Annotated in this window: 12 protein-coding genes; 2 read left to right on the plus strand and 10 right to left on the minus strand. The window is 69.8% G+C overall.

Annotated elements, in window-relative coordinates; genetic code table 11:
• Window position 1 precedes the first annotated feature (1 nt).
• A complete protein-coding gene (locus tag ACWA7K_RS13345) occupies window positions 2–1,804 on the plus strand; it encodes a glycosyl hydrolase family 17 protein (protein WP_456161886.1) in 1,803 nt (600 codons plus the stop codon).
• A gap of 76 nt (window positions 1,805–1,880) precedes the next feature.
• Here the strand turns inward: ACWA7K_RS13345 and ACWA7K_RS13350 are convergent, their stop codons facing one another.
• From ACWA7K_RS13350 to polA, 10 genes are all read right to left on the minus strand, one after another.
• A complete protein-coding gene (locus ACWA7K_RS13350) occupies window positions 1,881–2,957 on the minus strand; it encodes an ABC transporter ATP-binding protein (RefSeq protein ID WP_456161887.1) in 1,077 nt (358 codons plus the stop codon).
• A 1-nt stretch (window position 2,958) separates the two neighbouring features.
• Window positions 2,959–4,344 (minus strand): GH1 family beta-glucosidase, encoded by a 1,386-nt coding sequence (locus ACWA7K_RS13355; protein ID WP_456161888.1) that lies wholly within the window; start codon window positions 4,342–4,344, stop codon window positions 2,959–2,961.
• 67 nt (window positions 4,345–4,411) lie between these two features.
• Complete coding sequence (locus tag ACWA7K_RS13360) at window positions 4,412–5,242, minus strand: carbohydrate ABC transporter permease (protein WP_456161889.1); 831 nt, start codon at window positions 5,240–5,242, stop codon at window positions 4,412–4,414.
• A 48-nt stretch (window positions 5,243–5,290) separates the two neighbouring features.
• A complete protein-coding gene (locus ACWA7K_RS13365; protein WP_456161890.1) occupies window positions 5,291–6,202 on the minus strand; it encodes a carbohydrate ABC transporter permease in 912 nt (303 codons plus the stop codon).
• Between the two features lie 25 nt (window positions 6,203–6,227).
• Complete coding sequence (locus ACWA7K_RS13370; protein ID WP_456161891.1) at window positions 6,228–7,529, minus strand: ABC transporter substrate-binding protein; 1,302 nt, start codon at window positions 7,527–7,529, stop codon at window positions 6,228–6,230.
• A gap of 178 nt (window positions 7,530–7,707) precedes the next feature.
• A complete protein-coding gene (locus ACWA7K_RS13375; RefSeq protein WP_456161892.1) occupies window positions 7,708–8,772 on the minus strand; it encodes a LacI family DNA-binding transcriptional regulator in 1,065 nt (354 codons plus the stop codon).
• Window positions 8,773–8,900: 128 nt separating this feature from the next.
• Window positions 8,901–9,863: an NAD-dependent epimerase/dehydratase family protein gene (locus ACWA7K_RS13380; protein ID WP_456161893.1), complete on the minus strand. Its 963-nt coding sequence runs from the start codon at window positions 9,861–9,863 to the stop codon at window positions 8,901–8,903.
• A gap of 30 nt (window positions 9,864–9,893) precedes the next feature.
• Window positions 9,894–10,892: a Gfo/Idh/MocA family protein gene (locus ACWA7K_RS13385; RefSeq protein ID WP_456161894.1), complete on the minus strand. Its 999-nt coding sequence runs from the start codon at window positions 10,890–10,892 to the stop codon at window positions 9,894–9,896.
• Window positions 10,893–10,933: 41 nt separating this feature from the next.
• Window positions 10,934–11,461 (minus strand): pyridoxamine 5'-phosphate oxidase family protein, encoded by a 528-nt coding sequence (locus ACWA7K_RS13390; RefSeq protein ID WP_456161895.1) that lies wholly within the window; start codon window positions 11,459–11,461, stop codon window positions 10,934–10,936.
• A gap of 35 nt (window positions 11,462–11,496) precedes the next feature.
• Window positions 11,497–14,310, minus strand: a complete 2,814-nt coding sequence (gene polA / locus ACWA7K_RS13395; protein WP_456161896.1) for a DNA polymerase I — start codon at window positions 14,308–14,310, stop codon at window positions 11,497–11,499.
• Window positions 14,311–14,363: 53 nt separating this feature from the next.
• On the opposite strand from polA, the gene ACWA7K_RS13400 reads away from it, so the two are divergent.
• On the plus strand, window positions 14,364–14,702 hold the full coding sequence (locus ACWA7K_RS13400) for a hypothetical protein (RefSeq protein ID WP_456161897.1): 339 nt from the start codon (window positions 14,364–14,366) through the stop codon (window positions 14,700–14,702).
• Window positions 14,703–14,709: the final 7 nt, after the last annotated feature.

The raw sequence follows: 14,709 nt of genomic DNA on the forward strand, positions 1-14,709 counted from the left end.
CATGACCCACACCCTCGTGGCCCGCAGCGTGCGGATGCTGTCCCTGAGCCTGTCTGCGGCCCTGCTCGTCGTCGCCTGCGGCGGTGGCGGCACGGTGCCGTCGACCGGCGTGTCGGTGCGCCCGCTGGGCGCGGAGTTCACCGGCCGCAAGGCGGTCGCCTATTCGCCCTACCGCACCGCCGTCAACGATGCCGGCCGCGCCAACGAGACCATCACGGCGGCGATGGTCAAGCAGGACCTCGACCTGCTGATCGCCGGCGGCTTCAAGCTGATCCGGCTGTTCGACAGCTCGGACAAGGTCGCCAAGCTGACGCTGGAGGTGATCCGCGACCACGCGCTCGACGTGAAGGTGATGCTCGGCATCTACGTCCAGAACGGCAATCCGGCCTTCAACGACGCCGAGATCGCGCGTGGCATCGCGCTGGCCAACACCCATCGGAACACCGTGCTGGCGGTCAGCGTCGGCAACGAGACGCTGGTGAACTGGTCGTTCAACAAGTTCACGTCGGCCCAGATCGCGGCCTACGTGAAGACGGTGCGCGACGCCATCACCCAGCCCGTCACCACCGACGACAACTGGGCCTTCTACGCCAATGCCTCCGGCGAGCCGAACGACCCGAAGGCGGTGCTCGACCAGATCGACTTCGTGTCGATGCACACCTACCCGCTGCTCGACACGATCCCGCCGGCCATCTCGCCGTGGGACTGGGAACAGCAGTCGGCTGCGGCCGGCGCGCCACGTGCAACGGCCATGATGGACGCGGCCATCGCCTCGGCACGCCGCGAACACGACAAGGTGCGCGCCCATCTCGACAGCCGTGGCCGCACCGACCTGCCGATCGTCATCGGCGAGACCGGCTGGAAGGCCTCGCCCTCGGCCGGCGAGTTCTTCCGCGCCCATCCGGTCAACCAGAAGATGTACTTCGATCGCCTCAACGCCTGGCGCGACGGCGCCCGCGCGAGTGGCTCGGGGCCGCGCGCGATCGTCTACTTCGAGGCCTTCGACGAACCCTGGAAAGGCCGCGACGACAAGTGGGGCCTGTTCAACGTCGCACGCCAGGCCCGCTGCCAGGTGCAGGATCTCTACGCCAACGTGCCCGGCGTCGTCGCCGAGCCGGGCAGCTGCGCGGCGGCAGACGCCGTGTCGGCGCCGACGGTGGTGCAGTCGACCATCAGCCAGTCGCGCTACGTCGTCTACGCCAATGCCAGCATCGCCGACGAGGCCCGCGCCGGCACGCTGCAATGGATCGGCTTCGGCGGCGACGGCGGCAATGGCGGCGCCGACACGTCCTTCTCGGGCGAGATCCCCGTCGGCACCGATGTCAACGCGCCCTACCGCGAGATCGCACCGGCACCGGCCAGCTACGGCTGGGGCCACTTCGCGCTGTCCAGCTCGGCGTCCGGCTCTTCGGAAGTGGCGGACCTGAGCCTGTTCGAGGCCACCGGCCGCCTGAACTTCAAGCTCCGCTCGACCTACCCCGGCAAGCTCGAGGTCGGCTTCATGACCGGCAGCGGCGCCAGCGCCTACGACGTCTACCTGACCCTCAGCAACACCAATGCCGATGGCTACGGCTACGTCAACGACGGCCAGTGGCACACGCTGTCGATCCCGATCGCGGCGATCAAGGCGGCCGGCGCCCCGGCCTTCGGCACCTCGGCGCCGACCTCGCGGTTCGACCTCACCAAGGTGACCCACCCGTTCTCGATCGGCGACCGCTACGGCAACACCGGCAACGCCGGCGGTGCGGCGGTGGGCAGCCGCGTCAAGGTCTATGTCGACGAGGTCTGGTGGTCGCGCAACTGACGCCAAGCGACCACGCGACGAGGCAAGAGAAAGGGACCCGAGAGGGTCCCTTTTGTCATGTTGAGTCGACGTCAGGTCAGGACAAGCAGCGACCCTGATCGTCAAAGCCCAGCGCCCAGGCACTGTCGGGCACCAGTCCCACGGTCTGACCGGCGCAGACCTTCGAATGAACGGCCGCGACCTTGGCACTGAGCAGCTCCGCCACGCCGGCCACGCGCAGGTGGACGATCGAGACATCGCCGAGATGCTCGGCCAGCACGACCTCGGCGGGCACGCCCTCGCCGGCCGGGCGCAGGTGCAGGTGCTCGGGGCGCAGGCCGATGCGACGGGCCTTGGCGACGCCCGTCGTGCCGGCACCGGTCAGCGCAGCCCACAGCTGCTGGTGCGCCGCCGCCGCATCAGCCACCGCCTCAGCCGCCGGCCGGTCGATCAGGTTGATGCGGGGCGCCCCGAGGAAGGTCGCGACAAAGGTGTTGGCCGGCCGGTTGTAGAGGTCCAGCGGCGCGCCGAGCTGTTCGACGATGCCCTGGTTGAACACGGCGATGCGGTCGCCCATCGTCATGGCCTCGACCTGGTCATGGGTCACGTAGATCATCGTGCTGCCCAGTTCGGCATGCAGCCGCGACAGCTCGATGCGCATGTTCACGCGCAGGGCGGCATCGAGGTTGGACAGCGGCTCGTCGAACAGGAAGACCTTGGGCTTGCGCACGATCGCGCGGCCGATGGCCACGCGCTGGCGCTGGCCGCCGGACAGTTCCTTGGGGTAGCGCGCGAGCAGGTCCGTCATGCGCAGGATCTCGGCCGCGCGGCCCACCGACGCCGCACGTTCGGCCTTGGACACACCGGCCATGCGCAGCGAGAAGCCCATGTTCTCGGCCACGGTCATGTGCGGATAGAGGGCGTAGCTCTGGAACACCATCGCCGCGCCGCGATCGGCCGGGTGGCGGTCGTTGGCACGCTCGCCGTCGATCAGCAGATCGCCGGTGGTGATGCTCTCCAGGCCCGCGATCATGCGCAGCGTGGTGGACTTGCCGCAGCCCGAAGGCCCGACGAACACGAGGAACTCGCCGTCCCGCACGTCCAGGTCGATGCCCTTGATGACCTCGGTCTTGTCGTAGCTCTTGCGGATGCCGCGCAGCGTCACCTGGCCCATGTCAGTCTCCCGTCGAGTTCGCCGCCGCGCGCGAGCGCAGGGCCTGTTGCTGTTGCAGGAAGTGGCGATACCAGTGCGCGCTGGCCTTGGGTGTGCGCACCTGGGTCGCGTAGTCGACATGCACGATGCCGAAGCGCTTGGCGTAGCCCGAAGCCCACTCGAAGTTGTCGAGCAGGCTCCAGACGAAGTAGCCGTTGACGGGCACGCCCTGACGCATCGCCTCCGCGACGGCATCGATGTGATCGCGCAGGTAGACGGTGCGGTCGTGGTCGGCGACCTGCCCGTCGACGCAGCGGTCGGGAAAGGCGCCGCCGTTCTCGGTGATCGTCAGCGGCGGCACGGGGTAATCGCGGGCCAGGCGCACCAGCAGGTCGGTGAGGCTGGGCGCGTGGATCTCCCAGCCCATGTCGGTCAACGGAAGGCCGCTGCTGCCGGGCACCCACGCGGCACTGGCGCTGGCGACGCTGCGGGTGTAGTAGTTGATGCCGAGGAAGTCGATCGGCACGGCAATCTCGTCGAGGTCACCCGGCTCGATGACCGGTGCCTGCGGCCCCAGGTCGGCCAGCACGTCGGCCGGATAACAGCGGCGGAACAGCGGGTCCATGTACCAGCGCAGAAGCCGGCCGTCCTCCAGCACTGCACGCGCCTGGTCGGCCTCGCTGTCGGTCGCCGGCACGGTCGGCGACAGGTTCAGCACGATGCCCATCGGCACGCTGCACCCCGCCTCGCGCATGGCCCGCACCGCGCGGCCGTGGCTCAGCAGCAGGTGATGCGAGACCTGCGCCGCGACACCCCGGTCGCGGATGCCGGGCGCGAAGATGCCGGCGTCGTGGCCGAGCACGGCCACGACCCAGGGTTCGTTGTGCGTGGTGATGGCCGCCACGCGTTCGCCGTAGCGGGCGGCGATGCCCAGCGCGTACTCGACGAAGCGGTCGACCGTCGCGCGTGCGGCCCAGCCGCCGGCGGCCTGCAGGGCTTCGGGCAGGTCCCAGTGGTTCAGCGTCAGGTGGGGCCGGATGCCACGCGCCAGCAGGCCGTCGATCAGCCGGTCGTAGAACGCCAGGCCCGCCTCGTTCCATGCGCCCGCGCCGGTCGGCCGCACGCGTGGCCAGGCGATCGAGAAGCGGTAGGCGTCGACGCCCAGGCTGGCGATCAGGTCGAGGTCGGCCTCCAGCCGGTGGTAGTGCTCGCAGGCCCGCGTGCCATCGCTGCCATCGGCGATGACGCCGGGTCGGCGGCAGAAGGTGTCCCAGATCGACGGCCCCTTGCCGTCGGCATCGGCGGCGCCCTCGATCTGGAAGGCGCTGGTGGCCACGCCCCATTGGAAGCGGGCAGGAAACGGCTGCGCCGGCAACGGGACCGGCGGTGCGTACGCGTGGGTGGGCATGGGATGTCGGCCCGGGGGGGCCGGGTTCAGGTTGGGAACGGGGGCCGGTGGCACGCCACCGGCTGCGTCACTTGACGGCGCCGGTGGTCAGCCCGGAAATCAGCTGCCGCGAGGACAGCGCGAACAGCACCAGCAGCGGCAGCGTGGCAATGGCCGAGCCGGCCATCAGCGCGCCCCACTCGGTGTTGACGGGGCTCTGCATGCTGCGCAGGGCCAGCGGCAGCGTGTACATCTCGGGGCTGCGCATGACGATCAGCGGGCCGATGAAGTTGTTCCAGCTGGCGATGAAGGTGATCAGGCCGAGCGTGCCGAGCGCCGGCCCCAGCAGCGGCAGCACGATGCGCCAGTAGATGCCGAACTCGCCGCAGCCGTCCATGCGCGCGGCCTCGACGAGTTCGCGCGGGATCGACGAGCCGACGAACTGCCGCATCAGGAAGATGCCGAAGGCGCTGGCCGCACCGGGGATGTAGAGCGCGCGCGGCTGGTCGATCCAGCCGAAGGCGTCCATGATCATGAAGGTCGGGATCATCCCGAGGAAGGACGGCAGCAGCATGGTGGCCATCACCAGCGTGAACAGCGGCTGCTTGAAGCGGAACTCGAACAGCGCGAAGGCATAGCCGCCCATCGAACAGAACAGCAGCGTCAGCGCGGTGCTGGCCAGCGCCACGTAGAGGCTCAGGCCGAGGTTGCGCCAGAACGGGATCCTGCCGGTCAGCAGCTCGATGTTGTGCGCCAGCGCGTCACCGAAGAACAGCGGCGGCGGCAGGCTGAAGATCTCGGTGCGCGAGTGGCTCGCGAACACGAACATGAAGTAGAACGGCGCGAGCATGATCAGCGCGCCGATGCCCACCAGCACGTAGGCGGCCCACGGGGCCATGCGGTCGGAGGTGAACGTCATCGGAAGGTCCGGCTTGGGGGATGGACAGGGCCTGGCACCGCGAGCGGCTCAGGCCGCCGACGGCCCGCGCGGCTTGAAGGCCCGGTTGGTGAGCCAGGTCAGCACCGCGACGAAGGCGAACAGCAGCCAGGACATCGCGCTGGCCGCACCGAAGTCGTTGAACTCGAAGGCGGTGCGGTACATGTACATGGCCGTGGTCATGCCGCTCTGGTCGGTGCCGCCGCGCGCACCGACGAGGATGAAGGGCTCCTCGAACAGCTGCAGCCCGCCGATGACGCTGAGCGTGACGCCGAAATAGATCATCGGCCGCAGGCTGGGCAGCGTGATGAAGACGAACTGCTGGAAGCGCCCGGCACCGTCCATCGTCGCGGCCTCGTAGAGGTCCTTGGGGATGGTCTGCAGGGCGGCGAGGTAGAGCACCACGTTGAAGCCCACATAGCGCCAGAACACCACCAGCGAGATGGCCGGCTTGACGTTTTCGGCCCTGTTCAGCCAGTCCACCGGCGCAACGCCTGCCAGCCAGCCCAGGCCCTGGTTGATCAGGCCGTAGTCGGTCGAGAACAGCGTCGAGAACATCATCGAGATCGCGACCGTCGACGTGATGTAGGGCAGGAAGTAGGCCCCGACCACGCCGTTGCGCAGGCGCCTGAAGCTGGTGTGGATGAAGTAGGCCAGCGGGATCGCCACGATGTGCTGCGGCACGCCCGACACGAAGGCCAGCCAGCCGGTGTTGGACAGCGACTTCCAGAACCACTCGTCCTGCAGCGCGAAGACGAAGTTCTCGAAGCCGACGAACTTCATCGACGCCAGCCCTGCCGTCGGCTCCCAGGACTGGAAGGCCAGGTAGAGCGAGAACGACAGCGGGAACACGCCGAACACCGCGAACAGCACCAGGAACGGGCTGATGAACACGTAGGGGGCCCAGGCCGGGGGCAGGCGGAGTCGGCGTGTGGAGGTCATCGCAAGGCTCGCGGTCAGGTCGTCATCAACGGCGCGCGCGGCGTTCCAGCAGCTTGCGGGCGTCGGCCAGGGCGGTCTTGATGTCCTTGCCCTGGTCGAGCACCTTGTCGAGTTCGGTGTTGACGATCTCCTCGGCGATCGGGTCGAACTTGTTGACGTCCAGCGCGTTGATGCGGGTCGTCGCCTCGCGCCAGATCACGCGGGCCTTCTGGCCGCCGAGGAACTCGATCGGCTGGTCGAAGAAGGCGTCCTTGTGGGTTTCGAGCAGCGCCGGGAAGGCGTCCTGCGACTTGAACGCGGCCTGCTGGATGGCCGCATTCAGCGTCATCATCTGGACGAACTCCCAGGCCAGCGCCTTGTTGGCGGCATTCGCGCCCTTGGGCAAGGCGTAGAAGCTGCCGCCGTAGGACGCCCAGGCGCCTTCGGGCAACTGGGCCGCACGCCACTGGCCCTTGGTGTTGGGTGCCAGCCAGTTGCTGAGGTGGCCGGCCAGCCAGGCGCCCATCATCTGGGTGCCGATGGTGCCGCGCTTGAAGCCCTCGGACCACTCGTTGGACCAGGCGCCGATCTTGCCGTCGAGCTTCTGGTCACGCACCGACTTGGCCAGCTCGAAGGCCCGCACGAAGCGGGGTCCGTCGACCAGGATGTTGCCCTTGTCGTCGAAGTAGAGGCCCTCGCCGGCCTTGACGTTGGCGCGGATCGCGATGTCCTTGATGTCGCGTGCGTGGGCCAGCAGATAGGCGCCGGTGGCGGCCTTGAGCTTGACGCCCGAGGCGATGTAGCTGTCCCACGACCGGGTCAGGTCGGCCTCGGTCAGGCCGGCCTTCTGCAGCAGGTCGCTGCGGTAGAGCAAGGTGCCCGGGCCGATGTCGGCCGGCGCGGCGACGACCGCGCCGTTGTCGGCGGTCGCCTGCCGGTAGGCATAGGAGACGAAGCGGCCCTTGCTGGCGCCGATGTTGTAGGGCGCCTTGGCCAGGTCCTCCAGACCGCCGCCTTCGGCGAAACGGCCGACGAAGCCGAACTCGAGCGCCATCACGTCGTGCAGGTTCGACGAGGTCGACAAGGCCGTCGTCATCGCCGTGTGGTGGTCGCCGAACTGGCGGCTGACGACCTTGATCTCGACATTGGGATGGGTCTGCTTCCAGACCGGGATCGCGGCCTTGACGATCTCGTCGAGCGCCGGGAAGGCGGCCACCGTGAGCGTCTGGGTCTGGGCTTGGGCCTGGGCCTGGAAGGCGCCGCACGCCAGCAGTCCGAGCAGGGACAGGCGGGTCAGCGCCATGCGACGCGGCGACGGTGCGGGAAAGGGGCGATGGGTGCGTGACATGGCGGTCTCCTGCAGGGGTGGAAGGCGGCCCGCTCAGGAGCCTGACGGCGCTTTCACGAATCGGCTGAAAGCGCTTTCACGAACTGTAGAGGCGTGCGAAAGCGACTGTCAACCGAGGGATTGCCTGGGGCAGGCGAGGCGCCCGGCTCGACGCCGGGAGGGGGCGAGACGCTGGCGCTCAGCCCTTGAGGCTGCGGGTCGACTCGCGCACGATCAGGCGCGGCGGTGCCAGCTGCTGGGTCGGCTTGACGCCCGACAGCAGCGACAGCATGGCCTGTGCGGCCGTCTGCCCGAGCTCGTAGCCGGCGTGGTGCACGGTGGTCAGCGGCGGGGTGGCGAACTGGGCCACGGCCAGGTTGTCGTAGCCGATCAGCGAGATGTCATCGGGCACCCGCAGGCCCCGGCGATGCAGCGCCAGCAGGCCACCGAGCGCCATCTGGTCGTTGGCCGAGAAGATCGCCGTGAAGCGCCGGCCGCCTTGCAGCAGCCGCTCGACCGCCTGCTGGCCACCGGCCTCGTGGTAGTCGCCTTGCAGGATCAGCGCCGGGTCGGGCGTGATGCCGGCGTCCTGCAGCGCCGCGAGGTGACCGCGCTTGCGCGCCTCGGCATCGGGATGTGCGGCATCGCCGGCGATGAAGGCGATGCGCCGGTGGCCAAGGTCCAGCAGATGCTGCGTGGCCAGCCGCGCACCGGCCTCGTCGTCGCCGGCCAGCGCACACAGGCCCGGTGCCTTGAGCGTGCGCCCGGTGACGACCAGCGGCAGCGAGCGGGCCTGCGCCCGCAGGGCGGTGTCGCTCAGACGGCCGGTCAGCACGATGATCCCGTCGACCCGCCGGGCCTTGAGCAGCTCGATGCAGCGCAGTTCCTCGTCGACGTTCCAGTGGCCGCTGACGAACAGCGGGCTGTAGCCGGCGCGGCCGAGTTCGTCCTCGATGCCGCGCATGGCCACGCCGTAGAACGGGCTGTCGATCGACAGCGCGACGACCCCCACGCTCAGCGTACGTCCGCCAGCCAGGCCGCGCGCGACCGGGTTGGGCACGAAGCCGAGCGCGGCGATGGCCTCGTCAACGGCCTGCTTCTTGGCCGCGCTGACCACCGCCGTGCCGTTGAGGATGCGCGAGACGGTGCTGGGCGACACGCCAGCCGCCTGGGCGACCATCTCCAGGGTCACCGGTCCGGCATGAACGGTCGAGCGTGTGCGGGCGCGGGGCGCTGCGGTCTTGGCAACCGGCTTGGTGGTCATGGGGAAACGCCTTGCGGAAGGTCAACGTTCTTCCCGGCCAGGAAGTACATGGAAATGAGGGTTGTGAGGCAGCCCGCACATTTCAACAGAAGACACATCGCAGTCCCCGCAGCGACAGCTCTGCCGGCTCACCCGGCCCGGTGATACCCCTTGCGGCCGATCGCCCGCGCCAGCGGGCTGCGCAGGTCGCCGGTGGCTTCCAGGCGGGCCAGTGCGCTGGCGAAGTCGACCTTCGGTTGCCAGCCCAGTTGCTCGCGGGCGGCGCGGTTGTCGTACACGCGGTCCAGCGTGTCGGGCGCCGACCAGCCGTGGCGGGCGTAGACGGCCTCCCAGCCCGGCACGCGCTGGCGCAGCACGGCGGCGGTGTCATGGCCCAGCGCGGCGCAGTCGTCGCGGTGGAAGGGGGTCGTCGCGCTGACGATGTAGCGGCCCCAGCCGATCCGGCCGGCCTCGCGCAAGGCAACGCGGTGGGCCTCGACGACGTCCTCGACGTCGACGCGCCGGTGCAGCAGCTCGTTGGCCTGCAGGTTGTCCGGCGACCAGCGCTGGCGGGCCTGCGGCTCGTCGTCGTCCTCGGGGAAGAAGCGGCTGGTGCGCAGCACGATCACCGGCAATCGCTTCAGCCGGTGCATCAGCTCGCACAGGTCCTCGGCCGCCGTCTTGGTCGCGCCGTAGATGTTGCGCACGACCGGCGCCAGCGTCTCGTCGACCCACACCGCCGGCGCGCCCGGCGGCGGGCGCAGCGCGGCGCCGAAGGCGCTGGTGGTGCTGGTGAAGACGAAGGCCGACACGCCCTCGGCGGCGGCGGCGGCGGCTTCGAGCAGGTTCAGCGTGCCGGTGATGTTGGTGTCGACGAAGGCCTGGCGCGGGTGCGACTCGACATGCGGCTTGTGCAGCGTGGCGGTGTGCAGCACCTGGGTGATGCCGGCCATCGCACCGCGCACGAAGGCCGGATCGGCGATGTCACCGACCTGGTCGGTCCACGGTGACGGCAGGCGGTCGATGCCGCGCACCGCCTGCCCTTCGGCACGCAGCGTGCGCATCAGCGCCTCGCCGAGATGGCCGGCACTGCCGGTGACCAGCGTGATCATGTCGCCTTGCCCGACATCACCCCGGGTGGCTCACAGGCTGACCCAGCCGCCCTGCCGCTCGCTGGCATACAGCGCATCGATGATGCGCATGTTCTGCACCGCGTCGTCGACGCCGTAGGGCAGCGGGATGTCGCCACGCACCGCCGCCGAGAAGGCCTCGCCCTGCAGCTGGTACTGGTCGCTCTCGGCAACGTTCTGGGTGTTGATGCCGGCACCGTCGAGCGCGCGGCCGTCGTCCAGCCGGATCTGCGTGCTGGCGCCCTGCGGCGCGTTGAACGGGATGACGATCTCGATGCGGCCGTGTTCGCCGATCAGCTGGATGCGCTGGTAGGGCACCGTCTGCATCGCGACGCTGAAGTTCAGCTGGCGGCCGGCGCCGAAGTCCAGCAGCGCGCTGAACAGGCGGTCGGTGCCGAAGGCCGGATCGCGGTCGGCCAGCGCGACCACGCGCAGCGGTTCGCTCTCGAAGAACCAGCGGCCCGCGACGACCGGGTAGCAGCCGATGTCGTAGAGCGCGCCGCCGCCGATGTCGGCCTGGTTGCGGATGTTGGCCGGGTCGTTGTTGAAGTAGGAGAACCACACCTGGATGCCGGTCAGCCGGCCGATGCGGCCAGTGCGCACCAGCTCGCGGGCGCGGATCCATTGCGGGTGGAAGCGCACCATGAAGGCTTCCATGATGTGGACCTGGCCGGCGACCTCGCGCAGCTGCGCGGCCTCGTCGGCATTCAGCGCGATCGGCTTCTCGCACAGCACATGCTTGCCGGCCCGCGCTGCGGCCAACGTCAGCGGCACGTGCAGGTGGTTGGGCAAGGGGTTGTAGACGGCCTCGATGGCCGCGTCGGCCAGCAGGTCCTCGTAGCTGCCGTAGGCGACCGGGATGCCCAGCTTCGCGGCCGCATCCTGCGCGGACGCGAGGTTGCGCGACGCCAGCGCGCGGATCTCGAGCTGATCGCTCTTGAGCATGCCGGGCAGGACCTTGGTGGTGCCGATGCGGGCGGTGCTCAGCACGCCCCAGACGACCTTGCGCATGGTGTTGTCTCGCTCTCTTGTCGTGGTTTGAAGGACAGGACTCAGGCGCCCGGCCGCAGGTCCCGAAGGACACGCGCCAGGTCGGCCGGATCGACCGAACGCGCCGCACCGAAGCCGGCGACATGGCGCACGGCGGTCGGCATCAGCGCGACGAACTGGAAGTCGGGCAGCTGCGTCATCAGCTCGGACTGCGGAAAACGCGCCAGGTAGGCCGCGCTGGCCCGCGCATGCCGGTCGGTGCCGGGCTCGACGAAGCTCGCCGTGGCCGACAGGCTCACGCGGGGCAGCGCCTGCGGCGTGTCGGCGGCGTCCTCGCTGGCGGTGACCAGCAGGGCGACGCGCGGCTCCTGACGCATCTGGCGGGTGTGGGCGGCCAGCTCGCTGACATGCAGGATCAGCGCGAGCTCACCACCCACCTCGTCGGCATGCCCGATCAGCACGGCAAACGGCACCATCGACAGCGACGGCGCGCCGGCCTCGTCCAGCGTGCCCAGCGCGGCCACGTGGCGCTCGGTGAACAGCGACCGCAGGTCGCGCTCGGAACGGGACAGGCGCGAGTCGGCGTTCATGGCGTTCTCCGTCGAGGCTCGTCGATGGCGCGTGCTCAATGTGCTTCATCCCAGTTGTGGCCGACACCGACCTCGGCCACCAGCGGCACGCGGAGGTCGGCGACGCCGGCCATCAGGCGCGGCAGGGCCTCGCGGGCCCAGGCCAGTTCGGCGTCGGGCACTTCGAGCACGAGTTCGTCGTGGACCTGCATGATCATCCGGCTGGCCCGGCCCTCGCGGTCGAGCGTGTCCTGCACCGCCACCATCGCCAGCTTGATCAGGTCGGCCGCCGTGCCCTGCATCGGCGCGTTGATGGCCTGGCGTTCGGCACCGGCCTTGCGCGGGCCGTTGCCGCCGTTGATCTCGGGCAGGTAGATGCGCCGGCCGTAGAGCGTCTCGACGTAGCCGAGTGCCTTGGCCGACGCCTTGGTGTCGTCCATGTAGCGGCGCACGTCCGGGTAGCGGGCGAAGTAGCGGTCGATGTAGTCGCGCGCGGCCTTCTGCTCGATGCCCAGCGACTGCGCCAGCCCGAACGCGCCCATGCCGTAGATCAGCCCGAAGTTGATGGTCTTGGCGTAGCGGCGCTGTTCGGAGCTGACCTGGTCGACCGCGATGCCGAAGACCTCGGCGGCGGTCGCGCGGTGGACGTCCAGCCCGTCGGCAAAGGCCTTGAGCAGGTTGGCGTCGCCGCTGATGTGGGCCATCAGGCGCAGCTCGATCTGCGAGTAGTCGGCGCTGACGATGTGCCAGCCCTCGGGTGGCACGAAGGCCTCGCGCACGCGCCGGCCCTCGGCCGTGCGGATGGGGATGTTCTGCAGGTTCGGGTCGTTGCTGGACAGCCGCCCGGTGATCGCCACGGCCTGCGCGTAGTTCGTGTGCACGCGCCCGGTGGCCGGGTTGACCATCTGCGGCAGCTTGTCGGTGTAGGTGCCCTTGAGCTTGGCCAGGCTGCGGTGTTCGAGGATGCGCTGCGGCAGCGGGTAGTCGGCGGCCAGTTCCTGCAGCACGTCCTCGTCGGTGCTGGGCGCGCCGGTGGCGGTCTTCTTGCGCACCGGCAGGCCGAGCTTGACGAACAGGATCTCGCCGATCTGCTTCGGGCTGCCCATGTTGAAGGGCTGGCCGGCGATGGCGTGCGCTTCCTGTTCGAGCGTCATCATGCGCTGGGCCAGCTGGTGGCTCTGGCGCGCCAGCACGCCGGCGTCGATGCGCACCCCCGTGCGCTCGATGTGCGCCAGCACCTCGCAGGCCGGCATCTCGATGTGCGTGTACAGCTCGCGCAGCTTCGGCTCGGCCTGCAGCTGCGGCCACAGGGTCTCGTGGACCTGCAGCGTCATCTCGCTGTCCTCGCCGGAATAGGTCGTCGCCTGGTCGACCGCGACATGGCTGAAGGGGATCTGGCTGGCGCCCTTGCCGCACAGGTCCTCGTAGGCGATGCCGCTGCGGCCCAGGTGGCGTTCGGCCAGGCTGGACAGGCCATGCGGCTTGTGCGCTTCCAGCACATAGCTCTGCAGCATCGTGTCGTGGGCATAACCCCGCACGGTGATGCCGTGGTTGGCGAAGACGTGGCGGTCGTACTTGATGTTCTGGCCGACCTTCAGCGCGTTGGCGTCCTCCAGCCACGGCCGCAGCCGCGCCAGCACGTCGTCCAGCGCCAGCTGCTCGGGCGCGCCGGGGTAGTCGTGGCCGACCGGCACATAGGCGGCCTCGTAGGGCTGCACCGCGAAGCTGATGCCGACGATGCGGGCGCGCATCGCGTCGAGCGAGTCGGTCTCGGTGTCGACCGCCACCAGCGGCGCGGCGCGCAGCCGGGCGATCCAGCTGTCGAGCGCATCGAGCGTGGTGATGCAGTCGTAGCGCTTCTCGGGCGCCGGGCCGGCGGGTGCGGCGGGCATGGCTGCTGCCGATGTCGCCGCCACTGGCTCATCCGATGAGCCATCGAGCGACAGCTGCGCGCCGATCTGCGCCTCCAGGTCGCGCCGCCAGGTCTTGAAGCCGTTGCGCGTGTAGAAGGCCAGCAGCCGCTCGCGGTCGATCTCGCGCAGCGCCAGCGCCTCCAGCGCGGGCCAGCCGTCGACGTGGCCGCTCAGGTCGCAGTCGGTCTTGACGGTGACGAGCTGGCGGCCCATCGGCAGCCAGTCCAGCGCCTTGCGCAGGTTCTCGCCGGCAACGCCCTTGATCGACGCGGCGTTGGCCACCACGCCGTCGAGCGAGCCGTGTTCGGCGATCCACTTGGCGGCTGTCTTCGGGCCGACCTTCTCGACGCCGGGCACGTTGTCGACCGTGTCGCCCATCAGCGTCAGGTAGTCGACGATGCGATCGGGCGGCACGCCGAACTTGGCCATGACGCCGTCGACGTCCAGCGACTCGCGGCTCATCGTGTTGATCAGCGTGACATGCGGCGTGACCAGCTGCGCCAGGTCCTTGTCGCCGGTCGAGATCAGCACGCGATGGCCGCTGGCCTCGGCGAGGCGGGCGAGCGTGCCGATGGCGTCGTCGGCCTCGATGCCGGGGACCTCCAGCACCGGCCAGCCGAGCAGCCGCACGACCTCGTGGATCGGCTCGATCTGGGCCCGCAGGTCGTCGGGCATCGGCGCGCGCTGGGCCTTGTATTCGGGGTACCAGGCATCGCGGAAGGTCGGTCCCTTGGCGTCGAAGACGCAGGCCGCGTGTTCGGCCTTGAACTGGCCGCGCAGCTGGGTCAGCATGGCCACCAGGCCGTGCACCGCGCCGGTCGGCTGGCCGTCCGGGCCGCGCAGGTCGGGCATCGCGTGGTAGGCGCGGTAGAGGTAGCTGGAGCCGTCGATCAGCAGCAGCAGCGGGCGCTGTGCCGGGGCGGCGGCGTGGGTCTTGTCGTCCGGGGTCTGGCTCATCCGGACATTGTGCGACGGGTGGGGTCGGCAGCCCCCCGCCTAGAATCCCGGGCATGTCATCCCGCCACGCCTCCGCCCTCGCGGCGATCGCGCTCTGCGCCCTGCTGCAGCCGGTCGCGGCCCAGACCGCCGCCCTGCGTCCCGACGCGCCCGACGTGCTCGCCGGACGCCCCGAGCCCCGCGTCGAGCGGGTCGTCATCGACGAGGGTGGCCAGGCCACGCGGATCGAGGAAGAACACGTCCGCGGCGAGGTCCGCAGCATCCACGTGCAGCCGCGCGGCGTCGTCCGCAAGGGCTACGAGATCATGTCCGCCAGCGGTGGCCGCGACCCGTCCGATGCGCTGACGCGCGGCGTGGTCGGCCAGCGGCTGTGGTCGGTGCTGAGCTTCTGAGGCGGCG

The sequence above is a fragment of the Leptothrix mechoopdaensis (SeqCode) genome, assembly GCF_053893855.1.